This window comes from Xanthobacter sp. (assembly GCF_041911315.1).
In the GTDB taxonomy this organism is placed as follows: domain Bacteria; phylum Pseudomonadota; class Alphaproteobacteria; order Rhizobiales; family Xanthobacteraceae; genus Xanthobacter; species Xanthobacter aminoxidans.
On sequence record NZ_JAYRPE010000065.1, the window covers coordinates 95,519 to 119,852 of the forward strand.

The following is a 24,334-nucleotide window of genomic DNA, read 5'->3' on the forward strand; positions in this document are numbered from 1 at the left end:
GCTTGAAAATGCTTCATGGCACCAGCACGGCTGCCCCTTCCAGCCGTCCGCCGCGCAGGTCGTCCAGCGCGCGGTTGGCCTCGGAAAGGGGATAGGGCGTGACGTGGGTGGAAACGCCGGCCTTGGGCGCCAGCGCGAGGAATTCGTGGGCGTCGGCGCGGGTTAGGTTGGCGACGGAGAGGATTTTCCGTTCCTCCCACAGCCAGCGATAGGGGAAGGCGGGGATGTCGCTCATGTGGATGCCGCCGCACACCACCCGCCCGCCCTTGCGCACGGCCCTCAGCGCCTGCGGCACCAGCTCGCCGGCCGGAGCGAAGATGAGCGCAGCGTCCAGCGGTACCGGCGCCGGGGCATCCGAAGCGCCGGCATAGACGGCGCCCAGCGTGCGGGCGAAGTCCTGCGCCCGCGTGTCACCGGGCCGGGTGAAGGCGTAGATCTCCCGCCCCTGCCAGCGCGCCACCTGGGTGATGATGTGGGCGGCGGCGCCGAAGCCGTAGAGGCCGATGCGCTTGCCCTCACCCGCCATCTTCAGCGTGCGCCAGCCGATGAGCCCGGCGCAGAGCAACGGCGCCAGCGCGATGTCCTCGCCGGCCTCACCGAGGGGATAGACGAAGCGCGCGTCGGCCACCGTATGGCTGGCGAAGCCGCCGTCGCGGGTGCAGCCGGTGAAGACTGGCGAGTCGCACAGGTTTTCGGCGCCCTCTTCGCAATAGGAGCAGCAGCCGCAGGCGCGGCCGAGCCAGCCGACGCCCACCCGCTCGCCGATCGTGAGATGAGAAACCCCCGCACCCAGCGCCGCGACGCGCCCGACGATCTCATGGCCGGGAATGATGGGCAGCCGCGTCTGCGGCAGCTCGCCGTCCACCACATGGAGATCGGTGCGGCAGACGCCGCACGCCCCGACCTTGATGAGGACTTCCCCCGGCCCCGGCACGGGGTCGGGCCGTTCCTCGGCGACAAGGGGACCGCCGACCTCTTTCAGGACCATGGCGTGCATGAGGTGCCTCGCGATATCGCAGGCACCCTCTCACGCCTTGGGAGCGGGAGACATGATCTCCCGCAACGGCATATGGATCAGCTGCCGCCGATGAAGATGCCGGCCGCCAGCACGAGCGCGCCGCCGAGCACCACCTGGAACACCGAGCGCCAGAAGGGCGTCTCCATATAGCGGTTCTGGATGAAGGCGATGGCCCACAGCTCGACGAACACCACGATGATGGCGATGGCCGTCGCGGTCCAGAATTCGGGAATGATGTAAGGCAGGGCATGGCCGAGGCCGCCCACCGCGGTCATGATGCCGGAGGAGAGGCCGCGCTTCAGCGGCGAGCCACGGCCCGAGATGACGCCGTCATCGTGCAGGGCCTCGGTGAAGCCCATGGAGATGCCGGCGCCCACCGCCGCGGCGAGGCCGACGAGCAGGGTGGTGTGGGAATCCTGCGTGGCGAAGGCGGTGGCGAAGATGGGGGCCAGCGTCGAGACCGAGCCGTCCATCAGGCCCGCGAGGCCCGGCTGCACGAAGGTGAGCAGGAACTGCCGGCGGGCCTTCTCGTCCTCTTCCTTCTTCTTGTCGGCGGGCAGATAGCGGTCGGCGAGGTTGCCGGCGATCTCCTCGTGCTGCAGCTCGGTCTGGTAGAGGCTTTCGAGCAGCTTGCGGGTGTCGGGATCGGACGTCTTCTTCTGCGCCTTCAGATAGAAGTTGGCGGCCTCGTCCTCCATCCGCCCCACCTCGGCGCGGATGCGCTCGATGCCGAGGTTCACCACGGCCCACACCGGCCGGCGGCCATAATAGCCGGCGATGCTCTCGCGGCGGATCAGCGGCACGGTGCCGCCGTAGCGCCGCTCATATTCGCGGGTGAGGCTGGTCTGATGGCCGCGCTCCTGCGCCGCCATGCTTTCGAACACCTTGGCCGTGTCGGGATATTCGCTCCGCAGCGCCTCGGCATATTCCATGTAGATGCGCGCGTCGTCTTCCTCGGAGGAGATGGCGAGCGCGAGGATTTCCCGCTCCGAAAGGTCTGCAAACCGGCGGCGGCCGGAGAGAAACGACAACATGCCGGGTGACTCCTGTTTAGAACTCTTCTAACAATCTGATGTTCGCGCGACAACAGCGACGGCAGTGCGACCAAAGCGCCGCACCGGGGGAGAGATGACGGAGCCGGGGCATATCCAGAGCGAGGCCGCCGCCGGGCGGAACCGGTACCTTCTGCTCGCCGCCGCCGTGCTGCCCCTCGTCGCGGGGCTGCTGCTCCAGCTCGCCGGGATGAAGGCTGCCGCCTCGGCCGCCTTCGCCGTGGGCACGGCGCCGGTTCTGGCGGTGCTTCTCCTCGACATCGCCCGCTCCCTGCGCGCGGGCCGGTTCGGTCTCGACGTGCTGGCGGCGCTCTCCATGGCCGCGGCTCTGGCCTTCGGCGAGCCTCTGGCCGGCAACGTGGTCGCGCTCATGTATGCGGGCGGCCAGCAACTGGAGCGGTTCGCGGAAGGCCGCGCCCGGCGGGAGATGACCGCCCTCGTTGCCCGCGCGCCGCGCGATGCGATGCTCCATCGCGACGGCGGGCTGGTGGTCATTGCGGCGGTGGATCTGGTGGCCGGCGACCGGGTGCTGGTGCGCTCCGGCGACACCGTGCCCGCCGACGGTGCGGTCATCGGCGGCCCGGCGGTGCTCGACCTCTCCTCCCTGACCGGCGAGACGCGCCCGGCGCGGCTGGAGGACGGCGAGGAGGCGCCCTCCGGGGCGGTGAACGCCGGCGATGCCTTCGATCTCGCCATCCTGAGGCCGGCGGCGGACAGCACCTATGCGGGCATCGTGCGCCTCGTGGAGGAGGCCGCGTCCAGCCGCGCACCCATGGTGCGCCTCGCCGACCGCTACGCGCTCGCCTTCCTCGTCGTTTCCATCGCCCTCGCTGTCGGCGCGGCGATCCTCGCCCACGATCCGCGCCGGGCGCTGGCGGTGCTGGTGGTGGCGACGCCCTGTCCCCTCATCCTCGCCGTGCCGGTGGCGCTTATGGCCGGCCTGTCGCGGGCGGCGAAGCGCGGCGTTCTGGTGAAGAGCGGCGGCGCGCTGGAGAAGCTGGCGCGCGTCCGCGCCTTGGTGGTGGACAAGACCGGCACCCTCACCCATGGCCGCGCCGAGCTGGAAGAGGTGCGCACCGCGCCCGATTTCGACCCGGAGGAGGTGCTGCGCCTCGCCGCGTCGCTGGATCAGGCGTCGAGCCATGTGGTGGCGCGGGCGCTGGTCCATGCCGCGCAGGACCGGGGGCTCCCGCTCGCGCCGCCCCGCGCGGTGAGGGAGGATGGCGGCGCGGGGCTGGAAGGATGGGTCGAGGGGCGGGCGGTGGCCGTGGGCGGCACGGCCTATGTGGCCGCACGCGCGTCCGGCGACTGGAGCGACCTTCGCGCGCTTCTTCCCCCCGCGAGCGCGGTGGTGGCGGTGGCTGTCGATGGCCGTCCGGCGGGGCTGCTGCTGTTCGCCGATCCCGTGCGGGACGACGCCGCCGACATGATCGCCGCCTTGCGCCGCGGCGGGGTGCAGCATGTGGCGCTCGCCTCCGGCGACCGGGCGGAGGCGGTGGATGCGGTGGGCCGCGACCTCGGCCTCGACGCCTGGACCGGGGAATTGAAGCCGGAAGGCAAGATCGCGCACATCGCCCTGTCCCGCGAGACCGCCAACGGCGGCGCGGTGATGATGGTGGGCGACGGCGTGAATGACGCGCCCGCGCTCGCCGCGGCCGACATCGGCGTCGCGCTGGGCGCGCGGGGGGCGGCGGCTTCCGCCGAGGTGGCGGATGCGGTGCTGCTGGTGGACCGGCTCGACCGCCTCGCCGAGGCCATGGCCATCGCCCGCCGTTCGCTGGCCATCGCGCGGCAGAGCGTGCGCTGGGGCATCGGCCTGTCGCTGGCGGGCATGGTGGCGGCGGCGTTCGGCTATCTCCAGCCGGTGCAGGGGGCGCTGCTGCAGGAGGCCATCGACGTGGTGGTCATCCTCAACGCCTTGCGCGTGCTCATCCCGGGACCGGGCGAGGGCGCGGACTGAGCCCTATGCAGCGGCCTGGACCTGCCTTCGGCGCCAGAAGGGGGCGTCGGGCCAGCGCGTCTCTGCTGCATAGAAGCCCGCGCGCAGCCGCACGCCGGCGGTGAAGCGGGCGAACACGCGGTCCTGATAGGCGTTGAAAGCGCCTGCACCCCCCGCTTGCGCCCCGGCGATGGCGTCGGCGGCGGCGATGCCGTCCTCCAGCGCGCGGGTGAGGCCCTGCGAGAGCAGGGGGTCGAGGCAGGCCGCGGCATCGCCCACGGCGAGCCATCCAGGCCCGGCGACGGCGCTGAGGATGGCGGTGGGCGCGATGGCGATGCGCGGCGGCGCATCCGCGTCCAGCGGGCGGCCGCGCGCGATCTGGGGGCCGATGAGGCGGGTTTCGGCCAGGGCGGCGCGGAAGGCGGCGGCATCGGCGAAGCGGGCGCCGGCATCGGGATCGGTGGCGAAGCCCACCACCACGCGCCCGCCGGGAATGCGGCTCGCATACCACCAGCCCTCCGGCACGGCTTCGAGGAAGGTGCGGGCGGGCATCTCCTCCGGCTCGGCGAGGGCGAGGAGGCTCCAGTGGAAGGCGATGGCATCCACGGGATTGCGCGCCACCTTGAGGCTGCGGAGCGCCGCCGCGCGCACGCCACTCGCGTCCACCACCAGCCCGGCCGTGACCTCGAACGGCCCGTTCGCGCCTTCGAAACGGAGGCGGTGGCCGCTCCCCTCCGCCGACATCATCCGCAGACGCCCCGCATGGAGCGGCACGCCCGCCGCCTGCGCCCTCAGATCGGCGTCGAAGCCGGCGCGGTCGAGATGCCAGCCGCCGCCGAAGGGATTGGCGAAGCCGTCATTGTGGTGGGGCTCGGCCTTCCCCCACACGGCGGTCGATCCCAGCGAGGGCAGGTGCCCGCGCGCGGTGAAGCGGTCCATGAGGCCAAGGCGGGAAAGCAGCGGCATCGCGGCGCCGGGAATGGTCTCGCCGATGCGGGGGGCATCCCCCGTGACGGCCTCGAACAGCATCACATCCCCGATGCCGTGCCGCGCCAGCGCGATGGCCGTGGCGCAGCCGGCCGGGCCAGCACCGATGATGGCGATGCCCACCCGCTCCGGCGACACACTCACGGGGCGGGCGGGTTGTTGAAGGTGGGCCAGGAGGCGACCATCTGGCTGGTGTCATTCTCGAAGAAGCAGGCGACCTCGAGGAACGGGTCTTCCGGCGCGGCGGGGCGGGCGTCCGGGTTGATCCGGCTCGCCTGCACCACGAAACCCACCTTGTGCCAGTTGACGAGAAAGTCCGACCCCTTCTGGAAACGCCCGGCATTGGCGGGATAGATGGTGGTCGTCCCCGCCCCGCGCACGGCGAAGAGCTGGCGCCCCGGCACCCAGCCGGTGGCGGGGTCGAAGCGCGCCAGCGCCTGCGGATAGACCGCCACCGGCCGCTCGGCGGGCCAGGACCAATAGAGTGTCTGGTCGTTGCCGGGGTTCGGATCGCGCAGGTGGGAGGCGCAATGGTTGAAGTCCGAGTGCCAGGGGACAGCCATGAACTTGGTCATGTCGCCCGGCTCCAGCGGCCGGTTCCGAAGGGGGATGTAGCCTACCGACAGGAAGGGCGTGTCGGCGCGGGCCTTCGAATAGTCGAGCAGGGCGGCGTTGACGCGGAAGGCGCCGCCGGGGCCGTTCGCCCAATCCTTCACGTAGAGATTGGGGTCGCGCACGGGGTAGGAGACCTCGATGCCGGGGCTGAAGCGCCCGCCGAGGCAATTGGCGAGCGCCACCCGGTCCAGTTCCTCGCCCGCCCCGAGCTTCAGGCGGCGGCCGGGCGTGAACACGCCTTTGTGCCACTGGCGCAGCAGATGGTACTGGGTGGGCGTCAGCGTCAGGAACGGCCGGTTGGTATCGCCCAGCGCCAGCGGCATCACGGGCGCGCCCAGGACGAGGCTCGCCGGGTCCGAAGGGTTGCGGATGGTTCGGCTGAAGTCGGGAATTTTCTCGGTCGGGCTGTCGGCGGGGGTGATGGCGCCGATGCGGTTGTGGGCGGCGATGGCGGGCGCCGGCAGGTTGGTGTTCCAGCGCTGCTGCATGATGGCGCGGAACAGGGGCGCGGCATCGTCGGAGAAGGCGGCGGAGAAGCCGTCGTTGAAGGCGCCATCAGCGTAAAGCGCCGGCTCCAGCGCGAGCGCGCGCACGAAGGTGTCGTAGACCTCGTCCCAGGCGGTGACGACGTTGCGGGTCTGCGGCGCGAAGCCGGGATCGCCGCAGGTCGCCCAGGCGCCGGCCGCATCCTGCGATGTGCCATCCTCGAAGACGATCCGGGCCGAGACCGGGCCGTCGCTCATGTCGTCGAACCAGTCGGTATTTTCCGCGCCCCATTGATCGCTGACGGAGGGGGCGCTGCCATCGGTCGTGATGCCTTCCGCTGCGCCGAAGCCGGCGGCGAAGATGAGCCGGCCGGTGCCCGCCTCGGTCCTCACGTCGCCGAGCCGGGTCACCGGATCCGCCGGGGTGTGCAGCCGGAAATGGTCCTGCGGGAAGCTCACCGGATAGGCGGGCAGGGGACGCACCGGTGCTCCGCCGCCGCCCGCCTCGGCAAGGCAGCTCGCGGGCGTGGCGCGATCGAACGCCAGGACGCGCCCCTGATCCGTGCGGGCCGAGAGGGCGCGCGGGCCGGGATCGATGACGAGGCGCCTGAGACGGTCCGGGCTGTCGAGCGGGCCGTCCTGCGGGCGGCGGATGGGCATCAGCTTGCCGTCGGCGAACCCCGGCAGCGCGGGGAAATGCCCGATGGGGTTCATCATGCCGAAGGTGTTCAGCTTCTTGTTGGCGACGTGCACCTGCCACACGATGTCCACCACCCGCTTGCCGCCGATGACAGCGCCCAGCGTGATCTCGGTGCTCTCGCCGGTGGGCCAGCCGGTGCGGGTGTAGGCATAGATGCGGAAGCGCACGGCCTGCCGCTTGAGCCGGCCCTGTCCGTCGCGAAAGCCGTCCGCGGTAAGGGGCTGGCCGGTCGCGGCATCGAGGGGCAGGCCGCCCCACAGGCCTTCGCCGGAGGGCGGCAGTTCGCCGGCCGCCGTCTCGGGAGCGAGGTAATAGTCCGGGCTGTTGCCGATGCGGGCGACGCCGATGGCGGGATGGATGCGCAGCACCGGGGCCGGGGCATCATCCGCCGCCGCGAGGCCGGAGGTGGCCGCGAGCAAAGTGGAGCCCGCAGCGCCTTTCAGAAGGTCCCGACGATCCATGAATTCCGCCCCCTATCCGGGACGGAGTTTGTCCAAGCCGATGCCGGGGGCAAGCGCAAAAAGGCGCCTGTCCCCGGCGGTCGCGATCCTATTCGGAGATTTTGCTCACTCGGAGATCTTGCGGGCGCGGCTGCCCAGCGTGCGCAGGCGCAGCGCGTTGAGCTTGATGAAGCCGGCGGCGTCGCGGTGGTCGTAGGCGACGGCGCCTTCCTCGAACGTGACCAGCTCCTGGTTGTAGAGCGAGTAGGGGCTCTTGCGGCCGATGACGGTGGCGTTGCCCTTGTAGAGCTTCACCGTCACCTCGCCGGTCACATAGGCCTGCGAGTAATCGATGGCGGCCTGCAGCATCTCGCGCTCGGGCGAGAACCAGAAGCCGTTGTAGATCAGCTCCGCATAGCGCGGCATCAGCTCGTCCTTGAGGTGCGCCGCGCCGCGGTCCAGCGTGATGCTCTCGATGCCGCGGTGGGCCGCCAGCAGGATGGTGCCGCCGGGGGTCTCGTAGATGCCGCGGCTCTTCATGCCGACGAAGCGGTTCTCCACGAGGTCGAGGCGGCCGATGCCGTTGGCCTTGCCGAGCTCGTTGAGCTTGGTCAGCAGGCTCGCGGGGGAGAGCGCCTCGCCGTTGATGGCCACCGCGTCGCCCTTGTCGAAGGCGATGGTGATGATGGTCGCCTCGTCGGGAGCTTCCTCCGGCGAGATGGTGCGCTGGTAGACATATTCCGGCGCGTCGTCGGCCGGGTCTTCCAGCACCTTGCCCTCGGAGGAGGAGTGCAGGAGGTTCGCGTCCACCGAGAAGGGCGCCTCGCCGCGCTTGTCCTTGGCGATGGGGATCTGGTGCGCCTCGGCGAATTCCAGCAGGCGGGTGCGGGAGGTCAGGTCCCACTCGCGCCAGGGGGCGATGACGGTGATATCCGGCTCGAGGGCGTAATAGCCCAGCTCGAAGCGCACCTGATCGTTGCCCTTGCCGGTGGCGCCGTGGGCGACCGCATCGGCGCCCATCTTGCGGGCGATCTCGATCTGCTTCTTGGCGATCAGCGGGCGGGCGATGGAGGTGCCGAGCAGGTACAGGCCCTCATACACCGCATTGGCGCGGAACATGGGGAACACGTAGTCCCGCACGAACTCCTCGCGCACGTCCTCGATGAAGATGTTCTCAGGCTTGATGCCGAGCAGCTCCGCCTTCTTGCGCGCCGGCTCCAGCTCCTCGCCCTGGCCGAGGTCGGCGGTGAAGGTGATCACCTCGCAATTGTAGGTGGTCTGGAGCCACTTCAGGATGACCGAGGTGTCGAGCCCGCCGGAATAGGCCAGCACCACCTTCTTCACGTCACGCGCCATCACGTCTCTCGGATGTTCGGGGAAAATCGGCGCGGACTATAGGCGCGCGCGGCGGCGTGGCAAGCCGTCTCGGTCAAGGATGGAGTCCGGCGGCGGGTCAGGCGGCTTGTCAGGCCTTGCCGAGAAGTCGGCGCAGGTTCGCCTGAAGAGCGAGGCCGGCATTGCCGATGGCGTCTTCAAGGGAGGCATCGGTGGGGCTGCGCGGCCGGTCGTAGAGCCAGAGCCGCATGGCGACGATGAGCAGGATGACCAGCACGCCGGAAAACACCACATCGGTGAAGAAGTGCCCGCCGAAGGCGATGCGCAACCCGCCGGCCAGTGCGCCGAACGAGACCGCCGCCACCATCGCCACCGCCCCCGCCGGGCCGGACACGAGGCTCGCCGGAGCCACCAGCCAGAAGCCCAGCGAGCCCTCGCCCGAAACGAAGGAGCAGTTGCTGGGGCAGGTGCCATCGGTGGCATACCAGGGGCGGAAGGTGTCCTTGCCGCCGAAGGTATCCACATGCACCGGCCGGGGCCGGCCCCAATGCTCCTTGAGGATGCCGTTGACGAGGAGGCCCGGCCCCAGCGCCATGGTGACGGCGAGCAGCACCGCCGCCCGCGCCGGCATGAACATTTTACCCCGGGGGAAAATGAATTTGAGGATGATGGCGGCGAAGGCCGGGCCGGCGAAGACCCAGGGCAGCCAGTTGGCGAGGGTGCGGATATTGGCCGCCCAGCCGAGGCCGGCGACGCCGAAGGTGCGCCGGCTGGCGTTCCAGAACAGGCTGGAGATGGCCATGTCCCACTCGGGGAACACGGTGAAGAGGATCGCCACCGCGGCCCCGATCACCAGCGCGAAGAACAACACCCACTTCACCGCGTCGCCAGCTCCGATCCGGGATTGATCCAGCCGATTGATTCAGACCCTTGCACGCGGAGCTTCCCCCGCCGCACTCTTCCGCCGCGATGTACAGGCCGGAGACGCCCATGGCCAGCGGCAGCCTCGATTTCTATTACGAGTTCGCTTCGCCCTATTCCTATCTCGCCGCCTGCCGCATCGCCGCTTTGGCCGAGCTTGCGGACGTGCGGGTGCACTGGAAGCCGTTCCTGCTTGGCCCCATCTTCGCCGCGCAGGGCTACGCAAGCTCGCCGTTCAATGTCTATCCCCTGAAGGGTGCGCATATGTGGCGGGATCTCGACCGCCTCGCCGCCGCCCAGCGCCTGCCGCCCATCACCAAGCCGGCGACCTTTCCGGCCAACGGCCTTCTGGCGGCGCGGGTGGCGATGCACCTCAACGATGCGTGCCGCCCCTCCTTCACCCGCGCCTTGTTCTCCGCCGAGTTTGCGCAGGGGCGCGACATTTCGGACCGGGAGACCATCCGTCAGGTGCTCGCCGGTCTCGGACACTTCTGGGACGAGGTGATCGCCGACGCCGAATCCGAGGTGAACAAGGCGCGTCTGCGCGCGCAGACCGAGGAGGCGCAGGCCCGCGGCGTGTTCGGCGCGCCCACCTTCTTCACCACCGACGGCGAGCTGTTCTGGGGCAACGACCGGCTGGAAATGGCGCTGGAGCACGCCCGAAGCCTCGCCCGGAAGGGGTGAGGGACGACCGTTTGCCCCGGCGGCGATCTGCGGGAGCCGCATCCCAGGAATGCTGTCCAGCGCCGCTGCCCCTTTTCGGCCCGGAGTCGGCGGTACGGCGTTCATCCTTGATGAGCATGCCGTGCGTCAGCACCAAGGGGGATCGGTGGACGTTGTATTTCTGGACGGCGGTCTGAATGCCGTTGGCGGGCACAGCTACAGCCTGGTCAGGACGGTGGGGGCCGCGGTCGCGGCGCGGGGCCATCGCGTGCGGATCTTCGGCATGCGCAGCATGAATCGGGAGATGGCGGACGAGCTGGGTGCCATCCCCCATTTCAGCGCATCGCTCTATGACAGCGTCCAGCCGACGCGATGGGAGATGGCCAGGCACCGCCTCGGGGGCGCCGTGCGCCTGCGACATGCCCGCTCGCACCTTCTGCGGGAGCGGCTCAGCGCGGAACGGCTCAATTCCGGCTTCCGCGCCGATCTGGAGGCCTTGCCCGCCGGTGTGATGACGCGGGGAACGCTCGTAATCTTCCCTAACGTCATGCAAAACCAGATCTTGGGTGTCGTCCAGGCGCTGAGCGCGCTGCCCGAGGCCGGACGGCCCCGCGTCGTCTGCCAGCTGATGTTCGCGCCGGACTGGCTTCCCTGGCGACGGTCCGGCCAGCTGGGACCGGGCATCTACAGGCAGGCGTTCGCGCTGGCGCGGCCGCTGCTGGGCCGCAGCCTCGTGTTCGGCACCGAAAATGCGGCCATCGCCGATCTCTACCGGGAGGGCTACGGCATCGATCCCATCCGCCTGCCGGTTCCGTTCGGCAATGTGGAGCGGGCGCGGCCGTTGCCGGAGCGGCCGGTGTTCGGCTTCTTCGGCGTTTCCAAGAACGACAAGGGGTTTCATCTCCTGCCCGAGGCCATCCGCCTGTGCCGGGCGCAGGGCCTCGCCGCGGATTTCGTGGTCCAGGTGCAGCAGTGCGGGCACGAGGCCGAGACGGCGGCGGCCGAGCGGGCGCTGCGCGCGCTCCCCTATGTGCGCGTCATCGACGGGGTTCTGACGGACGAGGCCTTCGCCGCGGAATCCCGCAAGGTGGATGCCATGCTGCTGCCCTATGACCCCGAGGTGTTCGGCATGCGCGGCTCGGGCATCTTCACCCAGTCCGCCGCTGCCGGACGGCCGGTGGTGGCCGCCGCCGGGACGTTCGCCGGCACATCGGTCGCCAGTGGCGCGGCCGAGGGGGAGGTCTTCGCCCCTTACGACGCCGCCACCTTCGCCGGTGCGATCCTGCGGCTGGCCGGCCGACTCAGGGACAGCCATGCGCGCGCCGCGCAGCTCGCCGGCCGGTTCGCGCAGGCGACCAGCGCGGAGGCCTATGTGGATGCCTTGCTGGCGCAGGCGGAGCCCCCGTCCGCCTGAGCCCGGCCGGGCCGGCGCAGCCGGGGCGACCTGCGGCGCTTTTTCCCCTCGCGCGTCACCGGGCCTGTCGCAATGCCGCTCCGCTCTGATATATGCGCGTCACACACAAGCGACGAAACCGCGACGAAGGCTTCACTCATGGCGAATGTCACTGCTTTCCCGGACAAGGCTACCATCGCCGAGCAGACGGCGCGGATGCTGCTCGAGGTCGAGGCGGTGCGCTTTTCCTCCGGCGAGCCCTTCATCTTCACCTCGGGCTGGGCGAGCCCGGTCTATATCGACTGCCGCCGCCTCATCTCCTTCCCCCGCGTGCGCCAGACGCTGGTGGATTTCGGCATCTCCACCATCTACCGCGAGATCGGCTACGAGCAGTTCGACACGGTGGCGGGCGGCGAGACGGCGGGCATTCCTTTCGCCGCCTGGGTCGCCGACCGGATGATGCTGCCCATGCAGTATGTGCGCAAGAAGCCCAAGGGCTTCGGCCGCAACGCCCAGATCGAGGGCCACCTCGCCCCCGGCGAGCGGGTGCTCCTGGTCGAGGACCTGACCACCGACGGCAAGAGCAAGGTCAATTTCGTCAATGCCCTGCGTGAGGCCGGGGCGGAGTGCCAGCACTGCTTCGTGTTCTTCTATTACGACATCTTCTCCGAGGCCTCGGGCATCCTGGACAGCGCCGGCCTCAGCCTCCACCGCCTCGCCACCTGGTGGGACGTGCTGGCGCAGGTGAAGAAGATGAACCGCTTCGAATCGAAGCAGGTGGCCGAGATCGAATCGTTCCTCAACGATCCGCACAGCTGGTCCAAGGCCCACGGCGGCACCGCCACCACCGGCGAGTGACGCCCTTCATGGATCTCTACGCCCTTGTTCGGCCCTTCCTCGGGCTGGTGACCCCGGAGCGGGCGCACGGCTATGCCGTCCGCGCCATGGCGCGGGGGCTGATGCCGAACCTCTCCGGCCATGACGACCCGGTGCTCGCGACCCGCGTGTGGGGCCTCGATTTCCCCAATCCCGTGGGCCTCGCCGCCGGCTTCGACAAGCATTGCGAGGTGGCGGACGGCCTGTTGAAGATGGGCTTCGGCTTCGCCGAGATGGGCACCGTCACGCCGCGTCCGCAGCCCGGCAATCCGCAGCCGCGCCTGTTCCGGCTGGAGGAGGACGAGGCGGTCATCAACCGCTTCGGCTTCAACAGCGAGGGCCTCGCCCCGTTCGTCTACCGGCTGGCCAAGCGCCGCTCGGCGGGCGGCAAGGGCATCCTCGGCGCCAACGTGGGGAAGAACAAGGAGAGCGAGGACACGCTGGAGGATTACGCCGCCGGCGTTTCCGCCACCTGCCGGCTCGCCGATTATATCGTGTGCAACATCTCCTCCCCCAACACGCCGGGACTGCGCGCCCTGCAGGCGCGGGCGGAGATGGAGGCGCTGCTCGCCCACCTCGTCGGCGTGCGCAACGCCTCGGTGCCCGACCCGGCCGAACGCCCGCCGCTGCTGGTGAAGGTGGCGCCCGACCTCGACGACGCCGGCCTTGCCGACGTGGCCGAGGTGGCGCTGGAGACCGGGATCGACGGCATCATCATGGGCAACACCACCCTGTCGCGCCCGGCGAGCCTGCACAGCGCGCACAAGGGCGAGGCCGGCGGCCTCTCCGGCAAGCCGCTCATGTCGCTCTCCACCGAGCGGCTCGGCGCGCTTTATCGGCTCGTGGGCGGACGCCTGCCGCTGGTCGGCTCGGGCGGTATCAGCTCGGGCGCCGACGCCTATGCCAAGATCCGGGCCGGGGCGAGCCTCGTGCAGCTCTATTCCGCGCTGGTGTTCCACGGCCCCGGCCTCGTCGGTCGGATCAAGACCGACCTTGCCGCCCGCCTGAAGGCCGACGGCTTCGCCCATGTGGCGGACGCGGTGGGCGCGGACGTCCGCTGATCCCCCGGTGGCACGCCGCGCTTGACCGCGGCGGCTACTCTGTTACCCCTGATGCTCCTTCCTCCTGACGGTGGGGCATCATGGCCGGGCTGGATCGACGCGCCTTCCTCTCTCTTTTCGGCGCGGCGGCGCTAGTCCCCGCGGCCCGGCCGGGCCTCGCGCGGCCGGCGGTGTTCCCCCTGGCGGACCGGGAGCTGATGGTTCCGGTGAAGGGCGGGCGCATCTATGTGCGCACCAACGGGGTGAGCGCGAACGGCAGGCTGCCGGTGCTACTCCTCCACGGCGGGCCGGGTGGGATGCATTCCACCTTCCACGACCCGCTGGAGCTGGCCGACGAGCGCATGGTGGTGCTCTATGACCAGCTCGACAGCGGCCGCTCCGACCATCCCGACGATCCCGCCAACTGGACCGTTCCCCGCTTCGCTGACGAGATCGACGCCGTCGCCGCCGCGCTCGGCCTCGCGCGCTTCCATGTGCTCGGGCACAGCTGGGGCGCCACCATCGCGCTGGAGTGGGCGGCGCGGAAGCCAGCGACGCTGGCCGGGCTGGTGCTGGCCAGCCCCTTCATCTCCGGCAAGAGCTGGATCGCGGACGTCACCGCCCGCCGCGCGGCGCTGCCGGCGGACGTGCAGGCGGTGATCGACGCCTGCGAGGCTAAAGCCCCGCCGCCGCAGGCCACTTGCGATGCAGCCGCCGGCGCCTTCTACGCCGCCTTCAACCGCCGCGAGCCGCTGCCGGCCATGCGCAAGGCCTATGAGGCGGCGCAGAACCTGAAGCTCAATGAAAGGTTGTACGTCGCCATGAACGGCGCCGGCGAGTTCACCCAGACCGGCACGCTGAAGGATTACGATGGGGAGCCGCTGCTGGCGCGGCTCGACGGGGCGCGCACCCTGTTCGTCATCGGCCAGTATGACGAGACGCGAATCTCCACGGTCGCGGCCTTTGCCGAGCAGGTGCCCGGCGGCGCCGAGTTCGCGGTGATCCCCGGCGCCGCCCACGGCATCTTCAACGACCGCCCCGACGAGTCGGTGGCGGTGGTGCGCGGCTTCCTGCGCCGGCAGGATGCCTTGGCGCAGAAGGATGCGCCTACGGCGCAGGGCACCAAGCCCTGAGCCCCCTGTTCAGGCTTTACATGGTCGGCGGGGCGGGCGGCGCGGGCGTCACCGGCGGGCGGGCGGCGGGCCGCTCGGAGGCGAGGATGTCGCGAATCTCCATCAGCAGCGCCTCGGTCTTGGTCGGCGCGGCCGGCGGCTTGCCGGCTTCGGCCCGCCGCAAGGCGTTGATGCCGCGCACCACGAGGAAGAGCACACCCGCCACGATGATGAAATTGATGGCGATGGTGATGAATGATCCATACGCCAATACCGCGCCCTGCTTCTTGGCGTCGGCGAGGTTTGCGGCGGTCACCGACTTCGAGAGCGGAATGAAATAGTTCGAGAAGTCGAGCCCGCCCGTGACCGCGCCGATGACCGGCATGAACACGTCGCCCACCAGCGAGGTGACGATATTGCCGAAGGCGGCACCGATGATGACACCTATCGCCAGGTCCACCACGTTGCCGCGGACCGCGAACTCCTTGAACTCCTTGAGAATCGGCATTGCGTGCTCCCGCCCGATGTCGCGACCGGGGCGCCGATGCGTCCCGCCGCTTGGCGATACCATAGCCCAGTGCCCCAAGGGCAACGCCCGAGTTGCCGATCCGGTTCGCCGGGCGCGGCCGGATATCGCGCGCATCGTGCCACCCGTGACGCTTTCATGACTTTGAGCGCGCCCCTGCCTATGTTAGGGAGTGCCCGCCACCGATGGCGGGGGCGGCCCTTGCGGGCTCATCAACAGCAACCCTCGGCTGCCCTCGCGGGCGGTGCAGAGGCGGCAAACGGCGACACTGGCAAGAATGGCGGACCGGCAGACCAGCTTCGATTATGAGGATCTCCTCGCGTGCGGACGTGGCGAGCTGTTCGGGGCCGGAAACGCGCAATTGCCGCTGCCGCCCATGCTGATGTTCGACCGGATCACTGAAATCTCGGAGACCGGCGGCGAATTCGGCAAGGGCATGGTGCGCGCCGAGCTGGACGTGAATCCGGACCTCTGGTTCTTCGCCTGCCACTTCAAGGGCGATCCCGTCATGCCCGGCTGCCTCGGCCTTGACGCCATGTGGCAGCTCGTGGGCTTCCACCTCGGCTGGCTCGGCTCGTCCGGCCGCGGCCGGGCGCTGGGCCTCGGCGAACTGAAATTCTCCGGCCAGGTTCTCCCGGGCGTGAAGAAGGTGGTCTACGGCATCGAGTTCAAGCGCGTCATGCGCTCCAAGCTGGTGCTCGGCATCGCCGACGGCTGGCTGGCGGCGGACGGCGAGGTGATCTACCGCGCCAAGGATCTGAAGGTGGGCCTGTTCCAGGCCGAGACGGCACCCCAGCCCGCAGGCGCCGCGAGCGCCTGACAAGGCCTCGCCACGATCTGCGGCGACACTGGGTGCACTCCAATGGGGATTTGACATGCGGCGCGTCGTCGTCACCGGGATGGGCATTGTCTCGTCCATCGGCAACAACACGCAGGAGGTTCTTGCCAGCCTGCGCGAAGCCAAGAGCGGTATTTCCTTCGCCGAGGACTATTCCCGGCTCGGATTCCGGTCCCAGGTGCACGGTGCGCCGACCCTGAACGCGGAAGAGGTGGTGGACCGCCGCGCCATGCGCTTCCACGGCGGCGGCACCGCGTGGAACCACGTGGCCATGGAGCAGGCCATCCGCGATTCGGGCCTTGAGCCGAACGAGGTGTCCAACATCCGCACCGGCCTCGTGATGGGCTCGGGCGGCTCCTCCACCAAGACCATCGTCGACTCGGCCGACATCACCCGCGAAAAGGGGCCGAAGCGCGTCGGCCCGTTCGCGGTGCCCAAGGCCATGGGCTCCACCGCCTCGGCGACGCTCTCCACCTGGTTCAAGATCAAGGGCCTGAGCTATTCCATCTCGGCCGCCTGCGCGACCACCAACATCTGCATCGGCAACGCCTACGAGCTGATCCAGTACGGCAAGCAGGACATCATCTTCGCCGGCGGCTGCGAGGACCTGCACTGGACCCTCTCCGTGCTGTTCGACGGCATGGGCGCCATGTCGTCCAACTTCAACGACCGCCCGGCGGTCGCCTCCCGCGCCTATGACAAGAACCGCGACGGCTTCGTCATCTCCGGCGGCGCCGGCGTCCTCGTGCTGGAAGAGCTGGAGCACGCCAAGGCCCGCGGCGCGCGCATCTATGGCGAAATCGCCGGCTATGGCGCCACCTCCGATGGCGTGGACATGGTGGCCCCCTCGGGCGAGGGCGCCGAGCGCGCCATGAAGCTCGCCATCGCGGGCATCAAGGCGCCCATCGACTACATCAACCCCCACGCCACCTCGACGCCCATCGGCGATCTCAAGGAGATCGAGGCGATCCGCGCCGTGTTCGGCGACAAGTGCCCGCCCATCTCGGCCACCAAGTCGCTCACCGGCCACTCGCAGGGCGCCACCGGCGTGCACGAGGCGATCTATTCCATCCTCATGATGCAGAACGGCTTCATCGCCGAGAGCGCCAACATCGAGGAAATCGACCCGGCCTTCGCCGACATGCCCATCGTGCGCAAGCGGGTGGACAACGTGAAGCTCGGCCATGTGCTGTCCAACGGCTTCGGCTTCGGCGGCACCAATGCCAGCCTCGTCATCAAGCACGTGGATGCCTGACGCAGGTGGACGCCTGAGGCAGGTGGACGCCTGAAACTGCTGGACGCCTGCTGCTCCGATAGGGCGGCGTTCAGGATTGGTCATCAATGGTGAGCCGGCGCCGGCCGAAACGCGATGGCGTGGCCGGGCGCCGTCTGCTATCGGCGTCTCAGGCGCAAGAGGGTAGGTTATGCAGGACCTGATGAAGGGCAAGCGCGGCCTGGTGATGGGTGTCGCCAACGATCATTCCATCGCCTGGGGCATTGCCAAGGCGCTGGCGGGTCAGGGCGCGGAACTCGCCTTCACCTACCAGGGCGAGCAGGTGGCCAAGCGCGTGAAGCCGCTGGCGCAGAGCGTCGGCTCCTCCCTCCTGCTGCCGTGCGACGTGGAAGACCTCGCCAGCGTGGACGCGGTGTTCGCCGCGCTGAAGGAGAGCTGGGGCAAGATCGACTTCCTGGTCCACGCCGTCGCCTTCTCCGACAAGTCCGAGCTGAAGGGCCGCTACGCCGACACCAGCCGGGAGAATTTCTCCCGCACCATGGTGATCTCCTGCTTCTCCTTCACCGAGATCGCCAAGCGCGCCGCGGCGCTGATGCCGGACGGCGGCTCGCTGATCACCCTCACCTATGGCGGCTCCACCCGCGTCATGCCCAATTACAACGTGATGGGCGTGGCCAAGGCGGCGCTGGAGGCTTCCGTGCGCTATCTGGCGGCGGATTTCGGCCCCGTGGGCATCCGCGTCAACGCCATCTCCGCCGGCCCGGTGCGCACGCTGGCGGGCGCCGGCATCGCCGATGCGCGGGTGATGTTCAACTACCAGAAGCGCCATGCCCCCCTGCGCCGCACGGTCAGCATCGAGGAGGTGGGCGGCTCGGCCCTCTATCTCCTCTCCGACCTTTCGGCCGGCGTGACCGGCGAAGTGCATTTCGTCGATTCCGGCTACAACATCATCTCCATGCCGCACCCCGACGTGCTGAAGGCGCAGGAGGATGCGGAGGCGCAGGCCGCCGCCGAGGTGCCCACCAAGGCGGCCGAATAGGGCCGGCGGGCATGGGCGCCCGGGCCGAGCAGCTTTGCCGTCCGCTGACCCGTCGGGGGCTTCTGGCCGCCGGTGCCGGCTTGATTGCCGCAACGGCATCCCCCGCCCTCGCCGATCCCGTCACGCCCGACGCGCGCAAGCTGCTCGACGCCATGCCCGGCAAGGCCGTGCTGGGGGCGCAGAAGACCAGGCCCCTCGTCACCGAGCTGGTGGATTTCAACGCCCCCGACTGGCGCCGCTCCGCCCTCGACATGCGCGAGCTGCTCGCCGGCGACGCCAAGCTCGCCTATGCCATCGTGCAGACGCCGCGGGTGGACGTGGGCTCCATCGAGGCGGCGCGGGTGGCTCTGGCCGTGCTCGCCATGCAGCCGGCCAAGTTCGGCGACTTCTACCTCGCGCTCGCCGCCACCACCGGCGACATCGACGGGGTGAAGGCGCTCAACGTGGTGCGTGCCGAGGGGCTGGACCACTACAAGGTGTTCCGCGCCGCCAACCAGCCGGACATTACGGACATCCTCACCCAGGGGGTGGCGCTCGCCGCCGCGCTCCGGGTGCTCGATCCGCCCGCCTACGTGATCGGTGCGGACGTGGTCGCCGGCTATGCCGACCTTGCCCGCAAGCGGGCGCTGATCGCAGCCGCCTCCCGCTGATCGCCGCCCGATTTCGCCAGGGTCGGTCGCCCGCGCACGATTTTCTCCCTTTACGCTACACAGCCGGCATCGTATCGGGCGATACGTTCGGTCGCCTGCGCCGATAATCAAGCAAGACTCAGACGGGAGTGCAGGCCGGGGGGAAGCCATGGAGGCTTGGCACGTCGCGTTACTGGTCTTCCTCGCGCTTGAGGGCGGCGCGCTGTTCGGCATGGGTTCGCAGCGCTGGCTGAAGGCCCATCACCTCTCCAAGGAGACGCAGGAGGCGGTGAAGCTGGGGGTCGGCATGGTCGCGGCCATGGCGTCGCTGATCCTCGGCCTGATGACCGCCTCGGTGAAGGGCAATTTCGACACCACCGGCAAGGACGTGCAGCAATATGCGACGTTCCTCACCATTCTCGATGCCACGCTTCAACATTACGGGCCAGCGGCCAAGCCGGCGCGCGAGGCCCTGCGCGCCTACACGGTCCACGCCATGAACGAGACCTGGCCCGATGCCAATAGCGCGCCCGTGCTGGTCGCCTCCTTCAAGTCGGAGCAGATGCTAGAGCGCGTCGGCCACGAGATCCGCATCCTCGAGCCCTCCGGTGCCGAGCAGGCCGATCTCAAGGCGGAGGCGCTCGACCGGTTCAAAACACTGAACGCGTTGCGCTGGACGCTGATCGCCGAGGCCGTCACCGAGATCCCGCCGGTGTTCATCGTCGTGCTGATCATCTGGCTGACACTGATCTTCGCCAGCTTCGGGCTGTTCTCGCCGGTGAACCTCGTCTCGCTCATCGTCTTTCCCCTGTGCGCGCTGTCGCTGGCCGGCGCCATCTTCCTGATCCTGGAGATGAGCTCGCCGTTCGACGGCGTCATCATGGTGGGGCCGGAAGCCATCCAGCGCTCGCTCGAGCACATGAAGCTGCCCTAAGGGGCGGTGTAAGGCGGGTGTAACCTCCAGCTTGTCCGGGAGTGCGACCCCGGCGCGGTTGCGCCGGGGCGCGGGGTTCGGTACGTCCTGCCGACCGCGCGGGACGGACCCGCGGCGCCGCCCCCGACGGCGTGCAGAATGGAGGCCGACATGAGCCGCAAGGTGCTCTGGATTGCGGCGGCGAGCGTGCTGGTTGGCGCCGTCGTCCTCGGCCTGAAGACGCTGGCATGGTGGGTCACCGGCTCGGTGGCGCTGCTGTCCGACGCGCTGGAAAGCATCATCAACGTCGCCGCCTCGGCCGCGGCGCTGTTCGCCATCACCGTGTCCGCGCGCCCCGCCGACGACAACCACCAGTTCGGCCATCACAAGGCGGAATATCTCTCGGCGGTGCTGGAAGGCGTGCTCGTGGTGGTGGCGGCCGTCACCATCATGCGCGAGGCCTATTACGGCTTCCTCGACCCGCATCTGCCCGACCAGCCCTTTACCGGCATGCTCATCAACGGCGCGGCGACGCTCATCAACGCCGTCTGGTGCCTGGTGCTGCTGCGGGTGGGCAAGGCCATGCGCTCGCCGGCCCTCGTCGCCGACGGCAAGCATGTGCTGACCGATGTCGTCACCTCCGTCGGCGTGCTGATCGGCTTCGTGCTGGTGCCCGTCACCGGCTGGCCGGTGCTCGATCCGCTCATCGCGGGCCTCGTGGCGCTCAACGTGCTGTGGACCGGCTGGAGCCTGATGAAGGAATCCGTGGGCGGGCTGATGGACGCCGCGCCGCCGCCGGACGTGGTGGCGCGCATCCGCGAGCTGGTCTCGCTCCATGCCGCCGGCGCCATCGAGGCGCACGACCTGCGCACCCGCCATGCCGGGCGCATCACCTTCGTGGAATTCCACCTGGTGGTGCCCGGCGACATGACGGTGGCCGCCGCCCACGACATCTGCGACCGCATCGAGAACGCCTTCGAGCGCGACATGGACGATGCGATCATCACCATCCATGTGGAGCCCGAGGGCGAGGCCAAGCACCGCGGCGTGGTGGTCGTCTAAGTCCTGTCACGCGCCCTTGGGCCGGAACGCGGCGCAGACGGTCGGATCGGTCTCGATGCGCCCGGCGCCGATCAGGTCCAGGCAATAGGGGATGGCCGGGAACACCGCCGCGAGGCACACCGCGATGGACGCGGGCTTGCCCGGCAGGTTCACGATCAGCGTCTTGCCGCGCACCCCCGCCTCCTGCCGCGACAGGATGGCGGTGGGCACCTCGTTGAGGCTGATGCGCCGCATCTGCTCGCCGAAGCCTGCCAGCGGCTTCTCGATCACCGCCGCCATGGCCTCCGGCGTCAGGTCGCGCGGGGAGGGGCCGGTGCCGCCCGTGGTGCAGATGAGGTCCATGTGTTCCGCGTCCGCGAGGGTGATGAGGGTGTCGCGCACGCTCTCGAACCCGTCCGGGATGATCCGGTAGTCGGCGACCCACGGGCTGGTGATGGCGTGGCGCAGCCAGGCCTCGATGGCCGGGCCGCTGAGATCCTCATAGGTGCCGGAACTGGCGCGGTCCGAGATGGTGACGATGCCGATGCGGGCGGGAGACGCGGCAGGGGTCATGGGGAAAATCCGGCTGGAAAGCGTTCCGCCTGTGCTGGCGTGCCCGGCAGTCTAAAGCAAGCGCCGCACCAGCGGTGCCCCGTCGCAGGGTTACAATTTGGGCTTGCGACGCAGCCGCCATGCCGTATTCATGTGAACATAAGAGAAAAGTGTCGTTTCCTCCGGCGCGCCCTGCGTGGTGGAGGCCAATCGGGCCGGGCCGGATGTCGGAATATCTCACCACCCGCGAGCTCGCGGCGCTGCTGAGGGTGCGCGAGCGCAAGGTCTACGACCTCGTCGCCACTGGCAGCCTTCCGGTGCGGCGGGTGACGGGCAAGCTGCTGTTTCCGCGGCAGGAAATCCAGGAGTGGATCGCCGGATCTGCCGATCCCGCGCCAGCCCACGCGCCGATGCCGGAGACCATCCCGCTGGACCATCACGCCCCGCCGGCGGTGATGACCGGGGGCCACGATCCGCTGCTGGAATGGGCGCTGCGCGAATCGCGCTCCGGCATCGCCTGCCTCATGGACGGCGCGCTCGACGGCCTCGACCGGGCGGACCGGGGCGAGTGCATCGCCGTGGGCCTGCATGTGCCGGAGGGCGACGACTGGAATGCGGGAGTGGTGGAAGAGCGCTTCGGCCGCGCGCCGTGGGTGCTGGTGGAATGGGCGCGGCGGGTGCGTGGGCTGATCTGCCGGCCGGGCCTTCCCCGTCCGCCCACCTGCCTCGCCGATGTGAAGGGCCTCAAATTCCAGACGCGCCAGAAGGAGGCGGCGAGCGAGCTGGTGCTGGATCGCCTGCTCGCCGCGGAAGGAATGGGCCGCGACGCCCTCACCTGCGCCGGCACGGCGGAGCGCTCGGAGACCGATCTTGCCCTCGCGGTCGCCACCGGGCGGGCGGATGTGGGCCTCGGCATCGCCGCCGCCGCGCGCCTGCACAATCTCGATTTCGTGCCGCTGGTGGAGGAACGTTTCGACCTCATGGTCTGGCGCCGGGCCTATTTCGAGCCCTCGTTCCAGAAGCTCGTCGCCTTCTGCCGGGAACCCGCCTTCGAGGCGCGGGCGGCGGAGCTGGGTGGCTATGACGTCTCCGGCTTCGGGACGGTTCATTTCAACGGGGCGTGACGCCCTTTCGTCATTTCAACAGACAAAAAAGACCCGCCCGAGGGACCGGGCGGGCCAGTGACGGCAATGGGGTGCTCTATCCGGGCGCGGCTCAGGCGAGCGGCGGCACGTCCAGCGCGCGGAAGATGGCGCAGCGGCGGAAGGCGTCGATGGAGGGCGGCACGCCCTTCTGCGAGCAGTATTTCGCCACCAGCTTGGCGAGGCCCTTGATGTCGCGGCCGGAGGTCTCCGGGAACATCTCCACCAGCGTGTCGATGAGCTCGTTGGAGAGGATGAGGCCGAACTGGTCGCACATCACCCGCCAGATCTTGCGCCGGTCATCCGGGCCGGGAGAGTGATATTTGATGAGGGCGATGCAGCGCGAGACGATGGCCTCGTCGATGTCGTCCACCCGGTTGGTGGTGAGGAACAAGAGGCCGTTGAAGTATTCGAGCACGCGCAGGAACACGCCCACCACCGCATTCATGGTGAGGTTGTCCTGCCGGCGCTTGATGTAGACGTCCGCCTCGTCGATCAGCATCACCGCGCCCCAGCGCTGGGCGCGGGTGAGGGCATCCTTCAAGGCCTGCTCCATGTGCGCCACATCGAGGCCGAGCTGGCCGGAATGCACGCGGTAGAGCGGGCGCTGGATGATCTCGGAATAGACTTCGGCGGTGAGCGTCTTGCCGACGCCGGGCGGGCCGGCGCAGAGCACGGTGGTGCCGCCGGACTTGCCCGCCACCACGTCGTCCATGAGCGTGTTCATCTCGGCGGTGAGGATGTCGATGAGGTCGGTCTGCTCCGGCGGCAGCACCAGCTTCTGCTTGAGTTCCGGGTGGTATTCGTAGGGCCTTATGTCGTCCACATGCACCCACACATGGTGGTGCAGCTCCAGATGGAACATCAGGATCAAGGGATGGACGGGCATGTCGGTGAAGGCACCCTTGGGGATGCTGTCCTTCGCCGCGCGCAACGCCTCGTCTACGGCCATGTGGAAGAGGTTCTGCTTGTCCGCCTTCTTCACGATCTTGTCGAGGAAGAAGCCGGACGTCTCCGTGCCCAGCGTGCGCTCGCCGAGGAGTTCCTCGTCGTTCACCAGCCGCGCCTCGCTGCCGGAGGAGGAGAGCACCACGGTCGCCTTGCGCGCCCAGTCGGTGTCGCGCCGGTTGGCGGTGGGGTCTTCGGCGAAGAGGCCCGTGCCGCGCCCGGAGAACTGTTCGCCATAGCGGCCGCGCCATTCGAAATAGCGCACCATCTGGTCGTCGAAGGAGGCGAGCAGGCCGGAATCCTCCATCAGCCAGCCCTTGGCGGCGAGCGTGCCGGGAATGGTGAGGCCGCGCAGGTCCTTGGAGCGGATCAGCAAATTCTCCACATGGGTCTTGCCGCGATTGTTGGCCTTCAGCTCCACGATCAGCCGCCCCGCTTCCTCCTCGCCGGGGGGCGTGTAGTCGAGGCGGGTGATGAGATAGGGCTCGGGCTTGCCCGAGGGGTTCATGCGGAACAGCCAGCCGCGAATGCAGTGCTTGACGAAGTAAAGCGCGATGGCGCCCGCCAGATCCTCCAACTCGTCCGGGCCGAAGCGCTTGCCGTCGTCCCGGAACACGCCGACGAGATTGGCGAGCTGCTCCTCCTGTCCGCGAATGGTGGTGCCGCCCGTTTTCAGCACCAGCTCGTGCAGGTGGGCCAGCTCATCGGGCTTCAGCGCATCGAGGCCCAGCTCCATGCGGCTCGACAGGCGCGGCTGGGCGAGGAGGTGCGCCTGGTCCGGGAAGGCGTCCACCAGGCTTTCGACCACCAGGCGTTCGACGATGAGTTTCATGGGGCAGCCTCATGTCTCGAACGATGTCGGGGCTTCGACAAATTGGCCGACCTGTGACACGCCC

The 24,334-nt window shown here is 69.3% G+C and carries 22 protein-coding genes; 13 read left to right on the top strand and 9 right to left on the bottom strand.

The annotated features are described in order from the left end of the window. Positions 1 to 13: 13 nt before the first annotated feature. Both ACE3QW_RS18615 and mbfA read right to left on the bottom strand, forming a co-directional pair. Positions 14 to 997: a zinc-dependent alcohol dehydrogenase family protein gene (locus ACE3QW_RS18615; protein ID WP_374253139.1), complete on the bottom strand. Its 984-nt coding sequence runs from the start codon at positions 995 to 997 to the stop codon at positions 14 to 16. 77 nt (positions 998 to 1,074) lie between these two features. Next, the gene (gene mbfA / locus ACE3QW_RS18620) at positions 1,075 to 2,052 is read right to left on the bottom strand and encodes an iron exporter MbfA (RefSeq protein WP_029555814.1); all 978 of its coding nucleotides are present in this window, start codon (positions 2,050 to 2,052) and stop codon (positions 1,075 to 1,077) included. 94 nt (positions 2,053 to 2,146) lie between these two features. Between mbfA and ACE3QW_RS18625 the strand changes: the two genes are divergently transcribed. Continuing rightward, positions 2,147 to 4,030 carry a heavy metal translocating P-type ATPase gene (locus ACE3QW_RS18625; RefSeq protein WP_374253141.1) on the top strand — a complete coding sequence of 628 codons (1,884 nt, stop codon included), beginning with the start codon at positions 2,147 to 2,149 and terminating at the stop codon, positions 4,028 to 4,030. Between the two features lie 3 nt (positions 4,031 to 4,033). Here ACE3QW_RS18625 and ACE3QW_RS18630 read toward each other — a convergent pair whose 3' ends face one another. From ACE3QW_RS18630 to ACE3QW_RS18645, 4 genes are all read right to left on the bottom strand, one after another. Further along, complete coding sequence (locus tag ACE3QW_RS18630; RefSeq protein WP_374253143.1) at positions 4,034 to 5,140, bottom strand: tryptophan 7-halogenase; 1,107 nt, start codon at positions 5,138 to 5,140, stop codon at positions 4,034 to 4,036. Then, on the bottom strand, positions 5,137 to 7,257 hold the full coding sequence (locus ACE3QW_RS18635) for a LodA/GoxA family CTQ-dependent oxidase (RefSeq protein WP_374253144.1): 2,121 nt from the start codon (positions 7,255 to 7,257) through the stop codon (positions 5,137 to 5,139). Before ACE3QW_RS18635 ends, ACE3QW_RS18630 begins: the two co-directional genes overlap by 4 nt. Positions 7,258 to 7,362: 105 nt before the next feature. Next, the gene (locus ACE3QW_RS18640) at positions 7,363 to 8,592 is read right to left on the bottom strand and encodes an argininosuccinate synthase (RefSeq protein ID WP_029555810.1); all 1,230 of its coding nucleotides are present in this window, start codon (positions 8,590 to 8,592) and stop codon (positions 7,363 to 7,365) included. A gap of 109 nt (positions 8,593 to 8,701) precedes the next feature. Further along, complete coding sequence (locus ACE3QW_RS18645; protein ID WP_374253147.1) at positions 8,702 to 9,451, bottom strand: phosphatase PAP2 family protein; 750 nt, start codon at positions 9,449 to 9,451, stop codon at positions 8,702 to 8,704. Between the two features lie 110 nt (positions 9,452 to 9,561). Between ACE3QW_RS18645 and ACE3QW_RS18650 the strand changes: the two genes are divergently transcribed. The 5 genes from ACE3QW_RS18650 (at position 9,562) to ACE3QW_RS18670 (ending at position 14,597) form a co-directional block, all read left to right on the top strand. Next, a complete protein-coding gene (locus tag ACE3QW_RS18650; RefSeq protein WP_250167400.1) occupies positions 9,562 to 10,176 on the top strand; it encodes a 2-hydroxychromene-2-carboxylate isomerase in 615 nt (204 codons plus the stop codon). A 262-nt stretch (positions 10,177 to 10,438) separates the two neighbouring features. Further along, a complete protein-coding gene (locus ACE3QW_RS18655) occupies positions 10,439 to 11,569 on the top strand; it encodes a glycosyltransferase family 4 protein (protein WP_374253149.1) in 1,131 nt (376 codons plus the stop codon). Between the two features lie 138 nt (positions 11,570 to 11,707). Further along, a complete protein-coding gene (locus ACE3QW_RS18660) occupies positions 11,708 to 12,406 on the top strand; it encodes an orotate phosphoribosyltransferase (RefSeq protein ID WP_024280914.1) in 699 nt (232 codons plus the stop codon). Positions 12,407 to 12,414: 8 nt separating this feature from the next. Further along, a complete protein-coding gene (locus tag ACE3QW_RS18665; protein ID WP_374253151.1) occupies positions 12,415 to 13,485 on the top strand; it encodes a quinone-dependent dihydroorotate dehydrogenase in 1,071 nt (356 codons plus the stop codon). Positions 13,486 to 13,565: 80 nt separating this feature from the next. Next, positions 13,566 to 14,597 carry a proline iminopeptidase-family hydrolase gene (locus ACE3QW_RS18670; protein ID WP_374253153.1) on the top strand — a complete coding sequence of 344 codons (1,032 nt, stop codon included), beginning with the start codon at positions 13,566 to 13,568 and terminating at the stop codon, positions 14,595 to 14,597. A gap of 16 nt (positions 14,598 to 14,613) precedes the next feature. On the opposite strand, the gene mscL is transcribed toward ACE3QW_RS18670, so the two are convergent. Next, entirely contained in the window at positions 14,614 to 15,078 is a 465-nt protein-coding gene (gene mscL / locus ACE3QW_RS18675) for a large conductance mechanosensitive channel protein MscL (protein WP_250167473.1), read from the bottom strand. Positions 15,079 to 15,379: 301 nt separating this feature from the next. On the opposite strand from mscL, the gene fabA reads away from it, so the two are divergent. From fabA to ACE3QW_RS18705, 6 genes are all read left to right on the top strand, one after another. Further along, positions 15,380 to 15,922, top strand: coding sequence for a 3-hydroxyacyl-[acyl-carrier-protein] dehydratase FabA (gene fabA, locus ACE3QW_RS18680; protein WP_024280910.1), 543 nt, complete (start codon positions 15,380 to 15,382; stop codon positions 15,920 to 15,922). A 55-nt stretch (positions 15,923 to 15,977) separates the two neighbouring features. Beyond that, a complete protein-coding gene (fabB, locus tag ACE3QW_RS18685) occupies positions 15,978 to 17,195 on the top strand; it encodes a beta-ketoacyl-ACP synthase I (RefSeq protein WP_029555803.1) in 1,218 nt (405 codons plus the stop codon). 169 nt (positions 17,196 to 17,364) lie between these two features. Further along, positions 17,365 to 18,213 carry an enoyl-ACP reductase FabI gene (fabI, locus tag ACE3QW_RS18690; protein WP_374253155.1) on the top strand — a complete coding sequence of 283 codons (849 nt, stop codon included), beginning with the start codon at positions 17,365 to 17,367 and terminating at the stop codon, positions 18,211 to 18,213. Positions 18,214 to 18,224: 11 nt separating this feature from the next. After that, entirely contained in the window at positions 18,225 to 18,863 is a 639-nt protein-coding gene (locus ACE3QW_RS18695) for a hypothetical protein (protein WP_374253157.1), read from the top strand. A 148-nt stretch (positions 18,864 to 19,011) separates the two neighbouring features. Next, positions 19,012 to 19,776 carry a hypothetical protein gene (locus ACE3QW_RS18700; RefSeq protein ID WP_374253159.1) on the top strand — a complete coding sequence of 255 codons (765 nt, stop codon included), beginning with the start codon at positions 19,012 to 19,014 and terminating at the stop codon, positions 19,774 to 19,776. A 150-nt stretch (positions 19,777 to 19,926) separates the two neighbouring features. Then, complete coding sequence (locus ACE3QW_RS18705) at positions 19,927 to 20,817, top strand: cation diffusion facilitator family transporter (protein WP_374253161.1); 891 nt, start codon at positions 19,927 to 19,929, stop codon at positions 20,815 to 20,817. Positions 20,818 to 20,823: 6 nt separating this feature from the next. On the opposite strand, the gene mog is transcribed toward ACE3QW_RS18705, so the two are convergent. Beyond that, complete coding sequence (mog, locus tag ACE3QW_RS18710; RefSeq protein WP_374253163.1) at positions 20,824 to 21,369, bottom strand: molybdopterin adenylyltransferase; 546 nt, start codon at positions 21,367 to 21,369, stop codon at positions 20,824 to 20,826. 203 nt (positions 21,370 to 21,572) lie between these two features. Between mog and ACE3QW_RS18715 the strand changes: the two genes are divergently transcribed. Beyond that, complete coding sequence (locus ACE3QW_RS18715; protein ID WP_374253164.1) at positions 21,573 to 22,472, top strand: substrate-binding domain-containing protein; 900 nt, start codon at positions 21,573 to 21,575, stop codon at positions 22,470 to 22,472. Positions 22,473 to 22,563: 91 nt separating this feature from the next. On the opposite strand, the gene ACE3QW_RS18720 is transcribed toward ACE3QW_RS18715, so the two are convergent. Next, the gene (locus ACE3QW_RS18720; RefSeq protein ID WP_374253166.1) at positions 22,564 to 24,270 is read right to left on the bottom strand and encodes an AAA family ATPase; all 1,707 of its coding nucleotides are present in this window, start codon (positions 24,268 to 24,270) and stop codon (positions 22,564 to 22,566) included. Positions 24,271 to 24,334 lie beyond the last annotated feature (64 nt).